The sequence below is a fragment of the Variovorax sp. GW821-FHT10B04 genome (genome assembly GCF_059415645.1).
In genome coordinates this window covers 861858-878598 of record NZ_JBWKNQ010000001.1, presented here as the reverse complement: position 1 = coordinate 878598, position 16741 = coordinate 861858, and the positions used below count along the sequence as shown (strand labels likewise).

At 69.7% G+C, this 16741-nt stretch carries 17 protein-coding genes; 16 read left to right on the top strand and 1 reads right to left on the bottom strand.

Annotated features, from left to right (window positions below; translation table 11 throughout):
- Positions 1 to 3: 3 nt before the first annotated feature.
- From AC07PZ_RS04195 to hydA, 8 genes are read left to right on the top strand one after another with little or no spacing between them, the layout of a single operon-like run.
- A complete protein-coding gene (locus AC07PZ_RS04195) occupies positions 4 to 921 on the top strand; it encodes an ABC transporter permease (protein WP_495293752.1) in 918 nt (305 codons plus the stop codon).
- The gene (locus tag AC07PZ_RS04190) at positions 921 to 1946 is read left to right on the top strand and encodes an ABC transporter ATP-binding protein (protein WP_495293751.1); all 1026 of its coding nucleotides are present in this window, start codon (positions 921 to 923) and stop codon (positions 1944 to 1946) included. The genes AC07PZ_RS04195 and AC07PZ_RS04190 overlap by 1 nt, the downstream gene beginning before the upstream one ends.
- The gene (locus tag AC07PZ_RS04185) at positions 1946 to 2992 is read left to right on the top strand and encodes an oligopeptide/dipeptide ABC transporter ATP-binding protein (protein ID WP_495293750.1); all 1047 of its coding nucleotides are present in this window, start codon (positions 1946 to 1948) and stop codon (positions 2990 to 2992) included. The genes AC07PZ_RS04190 and AC07PZ_RS04185 overlap by 1 nt, the downstream gene beginning before the upstream one ends.
- Positions 2989 to 4035, top strand: coding sequence for an isopenicillin N synthase family dioxygenase (locus tag AC07PZ_RS04180; protein ID WP_495293749.1), 1047 nt, complete (start codon positions 2989 to 2991; stop codon positions 4033 to 4035). Before AC07PZ_RS04185 ends, AC07PZ_RS04180 begins: the two co-directional genes overlap by 4 nt.
- Positions 4036 to 4051: 16 nt before the next feature.
- Complete coding sequence (locus AC07PZ_RS04175; RefSeq protein WP_495293748.1) at positions 4052 to 4987, top strand: N-carbamoyl-D-amino-acid hydrolase; 936 nt, start codon at positions 4052 to 4054, stop codon at positions 4985 to 4987.
- Positions 4988 to 4990: 3 nt separating this feature from the next.
- A complete protein-coding gene (locus tag AC07PZ_RS04170; RefSeq protein ID WP_495293747.1) occupies positions 4991 to 5662 on the top strand; it encodes an aspartate/glutamate racemase family protein in 672 nt (223 codons plus the stop codon).
- Entirely contained in the window at positions 5662 to 6456 is a 795-nt protein-coding gene (gene cuyB, locus AC07PZ_RS04165) for a cysteate racemase (protein ID WP_495293746.1), read from the top strand. The genes AC07PZ_RS04170 and cuyB overlap by 1 nt, the downstream gene beginning before the upstream one ends.
- Before the next feature lie 11 nt (positions 6457 to 6467).
- On the top strand, positions 6468 to 7982 hold the full coding sequence (hydA, locus tag AC07PZ_RS04160; protein ID WP_495293745.1) for a dihydropyrimidinase: 1515 nt from the start codon (positions 6468 to 6470) through the stop codon (positions 7980 to 7982).
- Between the two features lie 36 nt (positions 7983 to 8018).
- Here the strand turns inward: hydA and AC07PZ_RS04155 are convergent, their stop codons facing one another.
- The gene (locus tag AC07PZ_RS04155; RefSeq protein WP_495293744.1) at positions 8019 to 8711 is read right to left on the bottom strand and encodes a GntR family transcriptional regulator; all 693 of its coding nucleotides are present in this window, start codon (positions 8709 to 8711) and stop codon (positions 8019 to 8021) included.
- A gap of 112 nt (positions 8712 to 8823) precedes the next feature.
- On the opposite strand from AC07PZ_RS04155, the gene AC07PZ_RS04150 reads away from it, so the two are divergent.
- From AC07PZ_RS04150 to AC07PZ_RS04115, 8 genes are read left to right on the top strand one after another with little or no spacing between them, the layout of a single operon-like run.
- Positions 8824 to 9129: a hypothetical protein gene (locus AC07PZ_RS04150; protein WP_495293743.1), complete on the top strand. Its 306-nt coding sequence runs from the start codon at positions 8824 to 8826 to the stop codon at positions 9127 to 9129.
- Between the two features lie 41 nt (positions 9130 to 9170).
- On the top strand, positions 9171 to 10019 hold the full coding sequence (locus AC07PZ_RS04145; protein ID WP_495293742.1) for a DODA-type extradiol aromatic ring-opening family dioxygenase: 849 nt from the start codon (positions 9171 to 9173) through the stop codon (positions 10017 to 10019).
- The gene (locus tag AC07PZ_RS04140) at positions 10019 to 10669 is read left to right on the top strand and encodes a cysteine hydrolase family protein (protein WP_495293741.1); all 651 of its coding nucleotides are present in this window, start codon (positions 10019 to 10021) and stop codon (positions 10667 to 10669) included. The genes AC07PZ_RS04145 and AC07PZ_RS04140 overlap by 1 nt, the downstream gene beginning before the upstream one ends.
- 48 nt (positions 10670 to 10717) lie before the next feature.
- Positions 10718 to 11209: a carboxymuconolactone decarboxylase family protein gene (locus tag AC07PZ_RS04135; RefSeq protein WP_495293740.1), complete on the top strand. Its 492-nt coding sequence runs from the start codon at positions 10718 to 10720 to the stop codon at positions 11207 to 11209.
- 16 nt (positions 11210 to 11225) lie between these two features.
- Entirely contained in the window at positions 11226 to 12692 is a 1467-nt protein-coding gene (locus AC07PZ_RS04130; RefSeq protein WP_495293739.1) for a 2-hydroxymuconic semialdehyde dehydrogenase, read from the top strand.
- 23 nt (positions 12693 to 12715) lie between these two features.
- Entirely contained in the window at positions 12716 to 13813 is a 1098-nt protein-coding gene (locus AC07PZ_RS04125) for an ABC transporter ATP-binding protein (RefSeq protein ID WP_495293738.1), read from the top strand.
- Entirely contained in the window at positions 13810 to 15606 is a 1797-nt protein-coding gene (locus AC07PZ_RS04120; RefSeq protein ID WP_495293737.1) for an ABC transporter permease, read from the top strand. The genes AC07PZ_RS04125 and AC07PZ_RS04120 overlap by 4 nt, the downstream gene beginning before the upstream one ends.
- Positions 15607 to 15622: 16 nt before the next feature.
- A complete protein-coding gene (locus AC07PZ_RS04115; RefSeq protein ID WP_495293736.1) occupies positions 15623 to 16711 on the top strand; it encodes an ABC transporter substrate-binding protein in 1089 nt (362 codons plus the stop codon).
- Positions 16712 to 16741 lie beyond the last annotated feature (30 nt).

Below are 16741 nucleotides of genomic sequence, written 5' to 3'. Positions count from 1 at the left end.
GACATGACCCCATCGATTCCAACGCCGGCCACGGCGGTGCCCGACACGGCGGCCTTCGTCGATGCCGAGGCGCCCGTGCGCAAGACCGGCTTCGCGCGCGGCTGGCAGCGCTTCAAGCGCAACCGGCTCGCGCTGATCGGCGCCGTGACGCTGCTCGTGATGCTCGTCATCGCGCTGCTCGCGCCGTGGATCGCGCCGTACCCCGACGACATCGCAGACGCCGTCAACTTCGACGTGCTGCTCTCCGCACCGAGCCGGCAGCACTGGATGGGCACCGACGAGGCCGGCCGCGACGTGCTGACGCGCGTGATGCACGGCGCCCGCCTGTCCTTCACGATGGTCGCGATCGTGCTGACCATCGCGGTCGTGATCGGCGTGCCGGTGGGCCTGTTCGCGGGCTACTTCGGCGGGCGCGTCGAGCAGGTGCTGATGCGCATCACCGACATCTTCTCGGCGATCCCCGCGCTGGTGCTGGCGTTGGCCATCACCGTGGTGCTCGGCCCGAGCCTGAGCAACGCGATGATCGCGCTGGGCTTCGTGTGGTGGCGCGGCTTTGCGCGCATCGCGCACGGCCGCACGCTGTCGATCAAGCAGGAGAACTTCGTGACCGTGGCGCGCACGCTGGGCGCGTCGCACCTGCACATCATGTTCCGCGAGATCCTGCCGAACATCCGCTCGTCGCTGCTGGTGTCGCTGTCGCTCAATGCGGGCTACGCGATCCTGGTCGGCACGTCGCTGAGCTTCCTGGGCGCTGGCGCCAGGCCGCCCGCGGCCGAGTGGGGCCTGATGGTGTCGACCAGCCGGCACTACCTGCCGGACGCGTGGTGGGCCTCGCTGTTTCCCGGCATCGCGATCTTCATCGTCGTGATGAGCTTCAACCTGCTCGGCGACGGCCTGCGCGACTTCCTGGGAGAAGACTGATGGACGACACACAGGCCATCGTCTCGATCGAGCAGCTGTCGCTCGACTTCATGACGCTGGACGGGCGCGAGCAGGTGCTGCGCAACGTCAACCTGCGCATCATGCCGGGCGAGATCGTCGGGCTGGTGGGGGAGAGCGGCTGCGGCAAGAGCGCCACCGCCAAGCTGCTGCTCGGCGTGCTGCCGATGCCGCCGGCACGCATCACCGCCGGCCGCGCACTGATGTTCGGCCAGGACCTCGGCACGCTCGGCTGGCCGGCCCGCGAGGCGCTCAAGCGCGACATCGCCTATGTGCCGCAGGACCCGATGGCCGCGCTCAACCCGTCGTTCACGGTGGGCGAGCAGATGATCGACCTGATCGTCTGGGACAGCTGCGGCCGCACGCTCGCCGGCTATGCGCGGGCCCGGCACCGGCGCGCCGAGCAGCTGCGTGCGCGCGACAAGGCGGCGAACCTGCTGGAGAAGGTCTACATCCCCGACCCGGCGCAGGTGCTGCAGCGCTACCCGGTGCAGCTCAGCGGCGGCATGCGCCAGCGCGTGCTGCTCGCGATGGCGCTGAGCGGGTCGCCGAAACTCATGATCGCCGACGAGCCCACGACCGCGCTCGACGTCACGGTGCAGCGGCGCACACTCGACCTCATCAAGGACCTGGTCCGCCGCGAGAACCTGGCCGGCCTCTACATCACGCACGACCTGGGCGTGGCGCGCGACATCTGTGCGCGCACCTACGTGATGTACGGCGGTACCACGATCGAGAGCGGCCCGACCGGCGCCATGCTGAACGCGCCGCGCCATCCCTACACGCGCGGCCTGGTGAATGCGCAGCCGAGCCTGGCCGGCGGCATGCCGCAGGGCATTCCGGGCCGGCTGCCCGACTACCTCGCGCCGCCGGCGGGCTGCCGCTTCGCACCGCGCTGCAGCCTGCGGCGCGAGGCCTGCGAGACCGCGCCGCCCAACCGCGACCGACCCGGCCAGCGCTGGGTCGCCTGCTGGGCCGACGAAGACGACGAAGAGGCGGTGGCCTGATGGACATGAAAGCCGCCATGCCCTTCTTCGAACTCGACAGCGTGTCGAAGGTGTTCAACGTCAAGCGCCGTGTGGAGCGCCGCTGGCTGGACCGGATGGACGCCGCGCAGGTGCGCGCCGTCAACCGCGTGTCGCTGCGCATCGCGCGCGGCGAGACGCTGGCCATCGTCGGCGAGTCCGGCTCCGGCAAGTCGACGCTGGCCAACGTGATGTCGCGCGTCACGCCGGCCAGCGAAGGCACGATGCGGCTGGACGGCGACGAGCTGACCACCGCCGGCCCGGCGCTGCTGCAGGCCTTCCGGCGCCGTGTGCAGATGGTGTTCCAGGACCCGTCGTCATCGCTCAACCCGCGCCAGACCGTCGAGGACATCGTCGGCCTGCCGTTGCGGCTCGGCGGCATGCGCAGCCGCAAGGAGCGGCGCGCCCGCGTGCGCGAGCTGCTGGAGTCGGTGCAGATGCCGGCCGACACGCTGCTGCGCACGCCGATGTCGCTGTCCGGCGGCCAGAAGCAGCGCATCAACATCGCACGTGCACTGGCCTTGCGGCCCGAGCTGCTGATCCTCGACGAGCCGACCTCGGCGCTCGACGTGTCGGTGCAGGCGCGCATCCTGAACCTGCTGGCCGCGCTGAAGGCGCAGTACGGGCTGACCTACGTGATCATCACGCACGATCTCGGCGTGGTGCGGGCCATCGCCGACCGCATCGCCGTGATGTACCTCGGCCAGGTGGTCGAGACCGGCACCGCCGACGAGATCATGCGGCGGCCCCGTCATCCCTACACGCGCGCGCTGATCGGCGCGATACCGGTGGTGCACGAGAGCGACCGCGTCTTCATTCCCGCGACCGAAGTGCTCGACGGCGAGACGCCGTCGCTGCTCGACCCGCCCGTGCATTGCGCCTTCTATTCGCGCTGCGCCTTCCGCGAGGACGCCTGCCACACGCGGCCGGCGCCCGAGCTGGTGGCCGACGCGCAGGACCACGCGGTGCGATGCCACCGCAACCCATCCGACCCAGCCAACCGAGACCTATCAGGAGAAAAGACATGAACGCTCCCGTCTACGCACCCAACCTTCCCGAGATCCGGCCCGATGCGGCCGAGGACATTCCGGTCATCGACCTCGGCCCCTACCTGGCCGGCGAGCCGGGCGCGCGGGAGCGCCTCGGCGCCGAGCTGCGGCATGCGCTGGAGGAAGTCGGCTTCTACTTCGTGATCAACCACGGCATCGAACAGCCGGTGGTCGACGGCGCCTTCGAGGCGGCACGCCTCGTCCACGGGCTGCCGCTCGACGACAAGATGGCGGTGCGCTTCAACGAGCACAACATCGGCTACGAGCCGCTCGGCGGTTCGGTCACGCGGCATTCGCGCATCAACGCCAACAACAAGCCGAACCAGGTCGAGGCCTTCTTCATCAAGCGCGAGCTGCCGGCGGACCACCCGGACGTCGTCGCGGGCAAGCGCTTCCGTGCGCAGAACCGCTGGCCCGCCGGCGCCGAGCGCGCCCGCGAGCTGAGCCTGGCCTATGCCGACGCGGTGGAGCGCATGGGCAAGTCGCTGCTGCCGCTGTATGCGCTGGCGCTCGACCTGCCGGCCGACCACTTCGACGTCGCGTTCGCGGAGCCGATGTACACGCTGCGCCTGTCGCACTACCCGCAGCAGCCCGCACGCGACGAGAACACCTTCGGCATCGCGCCGCACACCGACACCGGCTTCATGACCTTCCTGCCCTTCAACGAAGTGGCCGGGCTCGCGATCCGGCTGCCGACCGGCCGCTGGGTCGACGTGCCCAGCCTGCCGGGCGCCTACCTGATCAACAGCGGCGACCTGCTGCGCCGCTGGAGCAACGACCGCTTCCTGTCGACGCCGCACCGCGTCATCAACGCCTCGGGCCGCGAGCGCTATGCGGTGCCCTTCTTCATGGACTGCGACATCCGCCATGTGATGGCGTGCCTGCCGACCTGCGTCAAGCCGGGCGAAGAGCCCAAGTACCCGCCGATCACCTACACCGACTACATGGGCTGGTACCGCTCGCAGAACTACGGCCAGCCCGCCGATGCCGCCGCCGCGTCCACTGCCACGCCTGCCGCCTGACCCGAGGAAAACCGACATGTCTTCACCCCGTCACCTGGGCCTGGCCGTTGCGCAACTGGGCGCCATCCACCTGGCCGATACGCGCGCGCAGGTCGTCAAGCGCCTCGTCGAGATGCTGCGCGAGGCCAAGTCGCGCGGCGCCGAAATGGTCGTCTTCCCCGAGCTCGCGCTGACCACCTTCTTCCCGCGCTACTGGATGAGCGAGGAAGAAGCGGTCGAGCGCTTCTTCGAGACGCAGATGCCCAATGCCGCCACGCAGCCGCTGTTCGATGAGGCCAGGCGCCTGGGCGTCGGCTTCTACATCGGCTATGCGGAGCTCACGCCCGAAGGCGAGCGCTTCAACACGTCGATCATGGTCAACCGGGCCGGCGAGATCGTCGGCAAGTACCGCAAGATCCACCTGCCGGGCCATTCGGACCACAAGCCCGACGCGCCGTTCCAGCACCTGGAGAAGAAGTTCTTCAAGGTCGGCAACCTCGGCTTCCGCGTGTTCGACGCGGACGGCGTGAAGACCGGCATGTGCATCTGCAACGACCGCCGCTGGCCCGAGACCTACCGCGTGCTCGCCCTGCAGAGTGCCGAGCTGGTGGTGCTCGGCTACAACACGCCGTCGCACAACATCCATTGGGACGAGCCGGTGCACCTGCGCACCTCGACGCACCTGGTGTCGCTCATGGCCAACGCGTACCAGAACGCCGTGTGGGTCGCCGCGGCGGCCAAGTGCGGCAAGGAAGACGGCTTCCACATGATCGGCAGTTCGGCCATCGTGGCGCCGACCGGCGAGGTGGTGGCGCGCAGCCTGACGGAAGACGACGAGGTCATCTGCGTGCGGGCCGACCTGGCGCTGGGCGACAACTTCCGCCAGCACGTCTTCAACTTCGCCAAGCACCGCAGCCCGGAGCACTACCGCCTGATCGTCGAGCGCACCGGTGCCGGCGAACCGGTGGCCTGAGCGGTGAGTACGTTGCCGAGCGGCCAACGGGTGGCCCTGCTGAACCCGAACTCGTCGCAGAACGTGACCGAGACGATCGCCGGCGCAGTGCGCACCGGCCTGGGCGAGCGCGCCGCGCAGTTCGACGCGCTCACGCTGCATGCCGGTCCGCCGGGCATCGTCACCCAGGACGACGCCGACCTGGCGGCCGGTCTGGTGCAGGACTGGGCGCGGCAGTACGCAGCCGCCTACGGCGCGGTCGTGCTCGCCTGCTTCAGCGACCCCGGCCTGGCCGCCGCGCGCGGCCTGACGTCGACCCCGCTCGTCGGCCTGGGCGAGGCCGGCATGCGCGCCGCGCTGGGCTTCGGCCAGCGTGTCGGCGTGCTGGCCGTCGCGACCGCGGCGATCCCGCGCCACATGCGCTACTGGGCACAGCTCGGCGTGGCCGAACGCGTCGCGGCCGAGCGCGCCATCGACCTGCCGGTCGCACAGTCCGGCGACTTCGACCTGGCATTCGAGCGCCTGCTGGCGGCCGGCCGTGCGCTGCGCGACGTCGACGGTGCCGACGTGCTGCTGCTCGGCTGCGCCGGCATGGGCAGCCTGTGCGCGCCGCTCGGCGATGCACTGGGCATGCGCGTCGTCGAGCCGTGTGCGGCGGCGGCCGAGGCCGCATGGGCCGTGGCAGGGAGCGCCTGATGGCGGCGGACGATCTGCACGACACCGTGTCCGACGCCGTGCCGCCATCGCCGCTGCGCTGGCGCGGCACGCTCGGCGTGCTCGGTGGCATGGGGCCGCTGGCGGGGGCGAGCTTCGTCTACCGGCTCACCCAGCTCACGCCCGTGCTGTGCGACCAGGCGCACCTGCCGGTACTGCTGCGCAACGACCCGCGTATCCCCGACCGCTCGCAGGCGCACCTGGACGGCGGTGCCGACCCGTTCCCGGCCATGCAGGAAGGCGCACGCTTTCTCGATCGCGAAGGCGCGGCCTGCATCGCCATCCCGTGCAACACCGCGCACCTGTGGTTCGACCGGCTGCAGGCCAGCGTGAGCGCGCCGATCCTGCACATCGTCGATGCGGTGGTGGCCGACCTGGCGCGCCAGGGCGTGCACGGCGGCAAGGTCGGCGTGATGGGCACGTCGGCCACGCTGGCGGCCGGGCTCTACCAGTCGCGTCTGGTTGCAGCGGGCTACGAGCCGCTGTTGCTGACGCCCGACGAGCAGCGCAACTGCAGCACGGCGGCCATCGAGGCCGTCAAGGGCAATCGGCCCGACAAGGCGCTGGCGCCAGCCTCGGCCGGCATCGACGCGCTCGCGCGCCGCGGTGCGCTGGCCGTGGTGCTCGGCTGCACCGAACTGCCGCTGGCGGTTCCGCATGCGGTGCGTGCCGCCTTCGGCCTGGTGCTGACCGATTCGATCGATGCGCTGGCGCTCGCGGTCATCGCGCGCATGCAGCTGCCCGTGTTCAAACCCGCGCCCTCGCCCGTCGGCTGAGTCGATTCCACATGACCTCTTCTTCCGAAACCGCCGCCGGCCTGCACGGCAACGCGCCCTTCGATCTCGTCGTTCGCAACGGCCGCATCGTGTCCGATGGCCGGGTGATCGACGGCGACGTCGGCGTGCGTGGCGAATGCATCGCCGCCATCGGCGCCGACCTCGGCCCGGCGCTGCGCGACATCGACGCCGCGGGCCGCTGGGTGCTGCCAGGCGGCATCGACAGCCACTGCCACATCGAGCAGCTGTCGGGCATGGGCGTGATGGGTGCCGACGACTTCCATTCGGCCACCGTGTCCGCGGCCTTCGGCGGCACCACCACCGTGATCCCGTTCGCGGCGCAGCACCGCGGCAACGCGCTGCCCGACGTGCTGCGCGACTACGCGGCGCGGGCGGCCGAGAAGGCGGTGATCGACTACGGCTTCCACGTGATCCTGGCCAACCCGGACGCGCAGACGCTGGCGACCGACCTGCCGGAGGCGATCCGCGCCGGCATCACGTCGATCAAGGTCTACATGACCTACGACCGCATGAAGCTCGACGACTACCAGTTGCTCGACGTGCTCGCGCTGGCCCGCGAGGAGCAGGCGCTGGTGATGATCCATGCCGAGAACAACGACATGATCAAGTGGCTGGCGCAGCGGCTGATCGAGCGCGGCCATTCGGCGCCGCGCTTCCATGCGGTCGCGCACGACCCGCTGGCGGAGGCCGAGGCGACGAACCGCGCCATCGCGATGAGCCGGCTGCTGGACGTGCCGATCCTGATCGTCCACGTGGCCGGCGGCGAGACCGTCGAGCTGATCCGCCATGCGCAGAAGCTGGGTGCGCAGGTGCTGGCCGAGAGCTGCCCGCAGTACCTCTTCCTGAAGGCCGACGACCTCGACCGGCCCGGCATGGAGGGCGCCAAGTTCTGCTGCTCGCCGCCGCCGCGCGACGAGGCGTCGCAGGAGGCGATCTGGCAGGGCCTGCTGGACGGCACGCTGGCGACCTATTCGTCGGACCACGCGCCGTACCGCTTCGACGAAACCGGCAAGCTGCCCAAGGGCGACCTGACGACCTTCAAGGACATGGCCAACGGCGTGCCCGGCCTGGAGCTGCGGCTGCCGCTGCTGTTCAGCGAGGGCTTCCTCAAGGGCCGCATGGACATCCACCAGTTCGTGGCGCTCACTGCCGGCAACCATGCGCGGCTTTACGGCCTCGCGCCCCGCAAGGGCACGCTGGCGGTGGGCGCGGATGCCGACATCGCGATCTGGAACGCCGAGCGGCAGACCGTGATCCGCGCGTCCGACCTGCACGACCGCGTCGGCTACACACCCTACGAAGGCCGCACGATCCAGGGCTGGCCGGAGGTCGTGATCAACCGCGGGCGGGTCGTCGTGGCCGACGGCACGTTGCAGGTCGAACGTGGTTCGGGCCGCTACCTGCCGCGCAGTGCGCCGTCGCATGCGGCGCTGATGGCACCGCGTGCGGGCGTGGCGGTGCGCCCGCAAGGGACGGTGCTGAAGGCCCTGCTGGGGATCGGCTGAGCGGCCAGGTCTACAGCCGGCTTGTCCCGAGCCGTCTCAGGGCGTCTTCTTGACCAGCGCCCGCAGCACGTTGTTGCCGGTGCGCTCGATGTGCACGCGCAGCATCTCGCAGGCGTCGTCCGCGCGGCGCTCGAGCGTGGCCTTCACGATGTCCTCGTGCTCGCGCGACACGTTGCGGTCGATCGGATGGTCCTGCAGGAACAGCCGGCGGTAGCGGTCGCTCAGGTCATGCAGCGTCGAGCAGAACTGCAGCAGCAGCGGCATGTGGCAGGCCGACAGGAGCCGCTGGTGCAGTTCGCGATGGGCGTTTTCCCAGTCCTGCAGCCGGGCCGGGTCGGTTTCGCCGCGCCCCAGCTTGTCCAGCCTGTAGAGGCTGGCGACGACCTCGCTCTCCCAGCGGTCGTCGCCTTGGCGGATCGATTCGCGCAACGCGAAGCTCTCGATCTCGCGCCGCAGCTTGGTGACCTCGAGCAGGTTGTTCTCGGACACCGGCGCAACGCGGTAGCCGCGCTGGTCCTCCATCACCACGAAGCCCTCGGTCGACAGGCGCGACAGGGCCTCGCGCAGGGGGCTCAGGCTCACGCCGAAGCTCATGCGGAGGTCGTCGAGCCGCAGCTTTTCGCCGGGCGGGATCTGCCCGTTGGTGATCTGGGCGCGCAGCCGGCTTGCGATGCTGGTGGCCAGCGTCTGGCCCGTCGACTCCGGCAGGCGTTCCTCGATTTGCTCCACGGCCGATCTCCATAAAAATCGATTTTTTGATTGACATCGATTTTACCGGCACCTAAAGTGCCTAAAAATCGATTTATATAGAAATATCGATTTCATCGAAAGGGCATGTCACATGGGAATCCGAGACACCGATCGGACGCTGCCGTCGAACCGCATGGTGTTCGAGCTGCGCCGCGATGCCGTGAAGTACGCGGCGTTCAAGCAGGACCTGGAGGCGAGCATGGCCGCCTTCGGCCTGACGGAACCGGAGCGACGCGCGTGGCGCGAGGTCGACCTGCCCGCCCTTGGTGCGATGGGCGTGCATCCGTACTTCCTTCCGCAAATTTCGCGCCTGTTCAAGGGCGGCGAATACAACCACAACGACAGCGAAGCCGCGCTGCTCTACGCGGAAAAGATGGGCATCGCGGGTTCGCGCTGAGGCCTGTCGATCCCACCGCATCCACCGGAGAACTGGCCGACATGGCAAAACTGATCGCATCCCTGGGCATCGCCCATGCACCCGGCATCACGGGTTGGCCCGACAAGAGTCCGCAGCAGGAACAGGACGCCGTCTTCGCGGGCTACGAGGAATTCCACCGCCGCATGGAGGAGCTCAAGCCCGACGTGGTGATCGGCGTGGCCAACGACCACCTGCTGAACTTCTCCATGGACAACCTGCCCGACTTCTGCGTGGGCATCGGCGACCAATGGGAAGGCCCGGCGCCCTGGTTCAAGGGCTGGCTCAACGTCGCCGACTACACCATCGAAGGCCACCGCGAACTGGGTCGGGCGCTGGTGCGCGAGTCGGCCCGTGCCGGCATCAACCATGCGTTCGCCGAGAAGCTGCTGTTCGACGACAACTGGTCGGTGCCGCTCAAGTTCCTGTTTCCGCGCTACGACGTGAAGTTCGTGCCGATCCACATGAACCCGATCGTCCCGCCCGTGCCTTCGGCCGAGCGTTGCCTGCAGGTCGGCGCGCAGATCGCGAAGATCGTGCAGGCCTTGCCGGGCGACGAGCGCGTCGTGCTCATGGGCACGGGTGGCCTCTCGCACGATCCGGGCGGCCCCGACTACTTCACGGTGCACGAGGACTTCGACCGCTGGTTCATGGACCTGCTGGCGTCCGGTGACCTGGAGCGGGTCAAGCGCGAAGTGACGTTCGAGAAATTCCTCACGGGCGGCGATGGCGGGGCGGCCGAACTGCTGGCCTGGCTGGTCGCCATGGGGGCCGCCGCCGAGATGGGCCGACCCCGGGCCGAGAGCGTGTTCTACGTGCCGTCCGTTCCGATGCGCTGCGGCATGGGCGGCTCGTTCTGGGACCTGCGCTGATGAAGCCGGCCCGACTCTCCGACGCCGACCTGCCGGTCGAGCTGAAGGCCAAGCTGGCGGCCGGTAGTGCGCTGGTCGTCATCGACATGCAGAACGACTTCTGCGCGCCCGGCGGCTACATCGACAAGACCATGGGCAAGGACGTGTCGGCCGCGGCCGGCATCGTCGCCACGCTGTCGGCGCTGGTCGACGCCGCGCGTGCCGCGGGCGTGCCGGTGGTGTGGGTCGGTGCGGACTACTCGGCCGACCGGCTGCCGGACTCGATGCGCGTGAAGCTCAAGGCGCGTGGCATCACCGCCGAATGCTGCAAGCCCGGCACCTGGGGCGCCGAATGGTTCGGGGTGCAGCCGGCCGATGGCGAGCCGGTGGTGCTCAAGCACAGCTACAGCGGCTTCGCGGGCACCGGCCTGGCCGGCGTGCTGGCCGAACTCGGCGTGCGCACGCTGGTCTTCGGCGGCGTGCAGACGCAGGTCTGCGTCGAGTCGACGGTGCGCGATGCGCATTCGGCCGGCTACTTCTGCATCGTGCCGCAGGACGCGGTGGCTTCGCACACGCCGGCGCTGCACGACGCGACGCTGACCAACATCCGCTTCCTGTTCGGCGACGTCTGCGGCACGGCCGATGTCACGGCGGCGTGGTCGCCGCGCTGAAACCCGTTCGCCACTTCCAGCCACATCCCACAACCACGAGATAAGCACATGCTTCCAGCCCGCATCAATACGGCCTCCGTGCGCGAGTCCATCGGCGCCTACGCGGACACCGAGGTCAGCTATGCAGACCGTGCGCAGATCTACGAGGAACTGCTCGGCTTCCTGCCGCCGCGCATCGAGGCGCGCCTGTCGGTCACCGGCGCCATCGACCCGGTGATGGTCGACCTGCAGGAAAAGATGCGCACGCACGGCATGTACCCGCGCAGCTTCGACGTGAAGACCGCGCAGCTCATGCTGTTCGGCATGCTGCTGATGGACGGCAGCGATGCCGCCGTGCTGCACGCCATCGCGGCGCGCCGGGCCGGCGCGAGCTGGATGGAAATGCAGGACACCGTCAATCTGTGCTTCCTGTTCCGCGGGCTCTCGGGTGCCAACAGGGGCGCCGAGATCCTGGCCAACATCGCCCATCGCGAGTTGCAGGCCCAGGCCGCCGCCGAAGCGGCTGCCGCATCCGGCGCCGCGCCGGCTCCGGCTCAGTGAGGGCGGTGCGCACAGAATGAGCATTCCGGAAATCCTGCATTTCATCGACGGCCGCTACGTGCCGTCGGCCGGCGGCCGGCTGTTCGACGACCGCTCGCCCGTGGACAACCGCCTGATCGCCCGCGTGCACGAGGCCGGCCGGCCCGAAGTCGATGCGGCCGTGAGGGCGGCGCGTGCCGCGCTGGACGGCCCGTGGGGCCGCATGCCGGTGGCCGAGCGCGCCGCCATCCTGTATGCGGTTGCCGACGGCATCACGCGGCGCTTCGACGACTTCCTGGCCGCCGAGGTGGCCGACACCGGCAAGCCGGTCTCGCTGGCCTCGCACATCGACATTCCCCGTGGCGCGGCCAACTTCAAGGTCTTCGCCGACACGGTGAAGAACGTCGCCACCGAATTCTTCGAGATGGCCACGCCCGACGGCGCCGGTGCCATCAACTACGCGCTGCGCGTGCCGAAAGGCGTGGTGGCCGTGGTGTGCCCGTGGAACCTGCCGCTGCTGCTGATGACCTGGAAGGTCGGCCCCGCGCTGGCCTGCGGCAACACCGTGGTGGTCAAGCCTTCGGAAGAAAGCCCGGCCACGGCCGCGCTGCTGGGCGAGGTGATGAACGAGGCGGGCGTGCCGCCCGGCGTCTACAACGTCGTGCATGGCTTCGGGCCGGACTCGGCCGGCGAATTCCTCACCACCCATCCGGGCGTCGACGCGATCACCTTCACCGGCGAGACCCGCACGGGTGCCGCGATCCTGCGTGCGGCGGCCGACGGCATCAAGGCCGCCTCGATGGAGCTGGGCGGCAAGAACCCGGCGATCGTCTTCGCCGATTGCGACATGGACGTGGCGGTCGAGGCCACCACGCGTTCGGTGTTCGCCAACTGCGGCCAGGTCTGCCTGGGGACGGAGCGCGTCTACGTCGAGCGGCCCATCTTCGACGAGTTCGTCCGGCGGCTGGGTGACGCGGCGCGGGCCCTCAAGCCCGGCCGGCCCGAAGCGGCCGACACGCGCATCGGCCCGCTGATCTCGCTGGAACATCGCCAGAAGGTGCTGTCGTACTACGCGCTGGCGCGCGAGGAGGGCGCCACCGTGGTCGTCGGCGGCGGCGTGCCCGACATGCCCGTCGACCTGATCGAGGGTGCCTGGATCGAACCGACCGTGTGGACCGGCCTGCCCGAGAGCAGCCGCGTGGTGCGCGAGGAAATCTTCGGGCCCTGCTGCCATGTCGCTCCGTTCGACACCGAGGAAGAAGCCGTGCGGCTGGCCAATGACACGCCCTATGGCCTGGCCGCCGCGGTGCACACCACGCATCTGGCGCGCGCCCACCGCATCGGAGCGAAGCTGGACGTGGGCATCTGCTGGGTCAATTCCTGGTTCCTGCGCGACCTGCGCACGCCCTTCGGCGGCACCAAGCAGTCCGGCATCGGCCGGGAGGGCGGCGTGCATTCGCTGGAGTTCTACACCGAGCTGCGCAACGTCTGCATCAAGCTCTGAAGACACCGGACATCCACGCAACCATGAGTGAAATCGCGATCCGCGGCCTCTCCAAACGCTATGGCACCACGCGCGTGGTGGACGGGCTCGGCCTGACGGTCGGCGAGGGCGAATTCGTCTCGCTGCTCGGCCCCAGCGGTTGCGGCAAGACCACCACGCTGCGCTGCATCGCCGGGCTGGAGCAGCCGGACGAGGGCACCATTTCCATCGGCACCGATGCCGTCACGGACGGTGCGCGCGGCTTCTCCGTGCCGCCCGACAAGCGCCACCTCGGCATGGTGTTCCAGAGCTACGCGCTGTGGCCGCACATGACCGTGTTCGGCAACGTCGCCTATCCGCTCAAGGTGCAGCGCCAGCCGTCCGCGCAGATCGACGCGCGCGTGCGCGAGGTGCTCGAACTGGTGGGCCTGGCGCAGCTCGCGCACCGGGCGGTGTCCGAGCTCTCGGGTGGCCAGCAGCAGCGCATCGCGTTGGCGCGTGCGCTGGCCGGGCGGCCACGCGTGCTGCTGCTGGACGAGCCGCTGTCCAATCTCGACGCCTCGCTGCGCGCCCACATGCGGCGCGAGCTGCGTCGCATCCACCAGGAAGTGCGCACCACCTCGGTCTACGTCACGCACGACCAGCTCGAGGCGGTGACGCTGTCGGACCGCGTGGTGGTGATGAACGGCGGCAAGATCCAGCAGAGCGGTTCGCCGCGCGCGGTGTTCTCGGCGCCGGCCAATCGCTGGGTGGCCGAGTTCGTGGGCTTCGACAACTTCATCCAGGCGCGCGTGGTCGAAGTGCGCGGCGACGTGCTGATCACCCGTGCCGACGACTGGGACGGGACGCTGGCATGCCCGCTGGCCGCAGGCCAGGTCGCGCCGCGGCCCGGTGCGGCCGTCACGCTGGCGGCGCGCAGTTCGGGCTTCGTGCCGGGCGATGCGCAGCCGGGCAACCGCATCGCCGCGCGCGTGGTCGAAGCCATGTTCGTCGGCGACACCACCGAGTACGTGCTCGAGGCGGGCAACACCCGCCTGTCGGTCAAGCTGCACGAGGCCGCCGGCGTGCCGCTGGCAGCCGGTGCGATGGCCGACATCGCCGTGCCGCCCGGACAACTCGTCGCCCTGGTGCCCACGGCATGAACGGCACACCCGCTCTGTCCGCACAGCCTTCGCTGCCGGCCGCGAGGACGGCTTCGCACGGCCGCATCGGCGCGCGGCTGGCGCTCTGGGGCCTGCTGGCGCTGGTCGCTTTCCTGTTCGTGTGGCCGGTGGCGATGCTGGTGGTCGGCATCTTCCGCAGCGGCGCGCCGGGCATGGCGGGCGAATGGACGATGGCCGGCCTGTCGCGCACCATCGGCGCGGGCGGCACCTACATCGCGCTGCTCAATTCGATGGTCTACGCGGTGGCCACCACGGTGCTGGCCACGCTGCTCGGCGCGGTGTTCGCCTTTCTTTCCACGCGCACGCTCGCGGTCGGGCGCGGCCTGCTCACGCCGGTGATGCTGCTGGTCTTCGCGGCGCCCAACCTGCTGTACGCAGTGGCCTGGTCGCTGTTGGGCGACCCTGGCGCGGGGCTGCTCAACCTGGCCGTGCGCGCCGTGGCGGGCCCCGACGTCACCGTGTTCAACGCCTTCAGCTGGACCGGGATGATCGTGGTGCAGGCGTTCAAGCTGTCTTCCTTCTGCTACCTGCTGCTGCTGGCGCCGTTCCAGAACATGAACCGCAGCTATGAAGAGGCCTCGCTGATCGCCGGCGCCGGCCGGTTGGCCACCCTGCTGCGCATCGACCTGCCGCTGATGCTGCCCGCGCTGTTCGGCGTGGTGATCCTCGGCGCGGTGTTCGGCCTGGGCGCGTTCGACATCCCGCAGATCCTGGGTGCGCTGGCCGGCATTCCGGTGCTGTCGACCGAGATCTACAAGACGCTCAACATCGCGGTGCCGCCCGACTATGCCGGCGCCAGCGCGCTGGGGCTCTTCATGATGGCCACGGTGGCGGTGCTGCTGGTGGCGCAGTGGTCGCTCGTGAAGGCCAACCGCTTCGTCACCGTCACCGGCAAGACCTTTCGCCAGGAGCGCTGGGACCTGGGCTGCTGGAACCGCGCCGCCGGCGTGGCGATCGTGCTGTTCGCGCTGCTCACCCTGGTGCTGCCCGGCGTGCAGCTCGTGATGACTTCGTTCCAGCCGGCCATCGGTGTCAACCGGCTCACCTGGAGCAACTACGCGTCGGTGCTCGGCGACCGCCAGACCGCACGCGCCTTCCAGGTCACGGCCTGGCTCGCCGTGCTGTCGGGGCTGCTCGCCACGGTGCTGGCCATCGTGCTGGGACAGGTCGGCCGGCGCAGCGCGCGCTGGGTCCAGCGCGTGCTCGACGCCGCCTCGCTCACGCCGATCATGATGCCCGGCGTGGTGCTGGCCGTCGGCCTGCTGTGGGCCTACATCTCGGTGCCGGGCCTGCGCCGGCTCTACGGCACCTTCTGGCTCACGCTGATCGGGCTGGTGGTGTTCGTCATGCCGATCGCCAGCCGCGCGGTCAACGGTGCGCTGGTGCAGATCGCGGGCGACCTCGAAGAGGCCGCGGCCATCAGCGGTGCGTCACCGGCGCGCGTGCTGGTCGACATCGTGCTGCGGCTCATCTCGCGCAGCTTCCTGGCCGGCTGGCTGATCGCCGGCGTGGTCGCCGCAGGCACGCTGGACATTCCGCTGCTGCTGCTGCCCGCGACCAGCCCCAACGTCGCCGTGCTGGTGTATTCCGACATGAACTCGGGCCTGCCCACGCGCGCCAGTGCGCTGCTGGTGCTGCTGCTGGCAGGCATCGCCCTGACCACGCTGGTCGCGGCGCTGGCCGGGCTGGCGCTGGCACGGGTGCGCCGGGCGCTGGCACACCGGCGCGCGCTGCGTTTCGACCCCTCGCTCGCCGCCATTCCCACCCGTTGAAAACCTGGAGCTCCTCATGAACTTGCGCCGCAGAACCCTGTTGTCCGCCACCGCGTCGGCCGTGGCCCTGACCCTTGCATCGGCCGGCTTCAACCCCGCCAATGCCCAGAGCTGGAGCGGCAGTGCAGCCGACGACGCGGCCGTCATGAAGCTCTACGACGACGCGGTCAAGGCCGGCGAGTCGGAACTGGTGATCTACGGCGCCTATGCCGGACTCTTCCGGCCGATCTGGGACCTGTTCACCAGGCGCTTCCCGAAAGTCGAGGTCATCGGCAACCCGGTGAGCGGCGCGCAGATGTCGGCCAAGCTGGACGCCGAATTCACCAGCCACCAGCAGACCGCCGACATCGTGACCTCGGGCCTCACCGAATTGCTGGCGGCCGTCGAGCAGGGCCGGGCCGAGCCGTTCCGCCCGCCCAACATCGCCAGCCTGCCGGAGCGCTACCGCGACCCGCAGAACCGCTTCGTCATCAACTACGCCGAGCTGTACGGCGTGGTCTACAACACCAACAAGCTCAAGCCCGCCGACCTGCCCAAGTCGCCCGCCGACCTGCTGTCGCCGAAGTACAAGGGCATGATCATCGACGACCCGATGGGCGCCCGCACCACCGAGCTGTCGTGGATCGAGCTCTACAACAGCGGCAAGATCGACGCCGCCTTCATCAAGGCCATGAAGGCGCAGACCACGGTGGTGCCGAGCACCGCGCCATTCTTCAACCAGCTCACCACCGGCACCGTGAGCATGATTCCCTGGGGCGGCCATGCGCGCTACCTGACGCTCAAGAGCGCGGGTGCGCCGGTCGGCTTTCTCGCCGTTCCCGGGCTGGCCGTGCCGGTGCTGGCCGGCACGGTGGTGCTCAAGGGCGCGCCGCATCCCAAGGCCGCGCAACTCTTCCAGGCCTGGTTCCTGAGTGCCGAGGCGCAGAACGCGATCGTCACGCTGGGCAACAGCTACGGCCTCACGGCGACGCTGACGCTGCCCGACAACGAGGCCGACTGGCCCAAGCTGCCGCCGGTGGCAGCCGCACTCAAGCCGGTGCCGCCGGACCAGTTCATCGCTGCGCGCGATGCGCTGCGCAAGGTGGTCGAGGCCAACTTCAAGTGAACACGCGCCGGCTGCACGACGAAAGGGCCC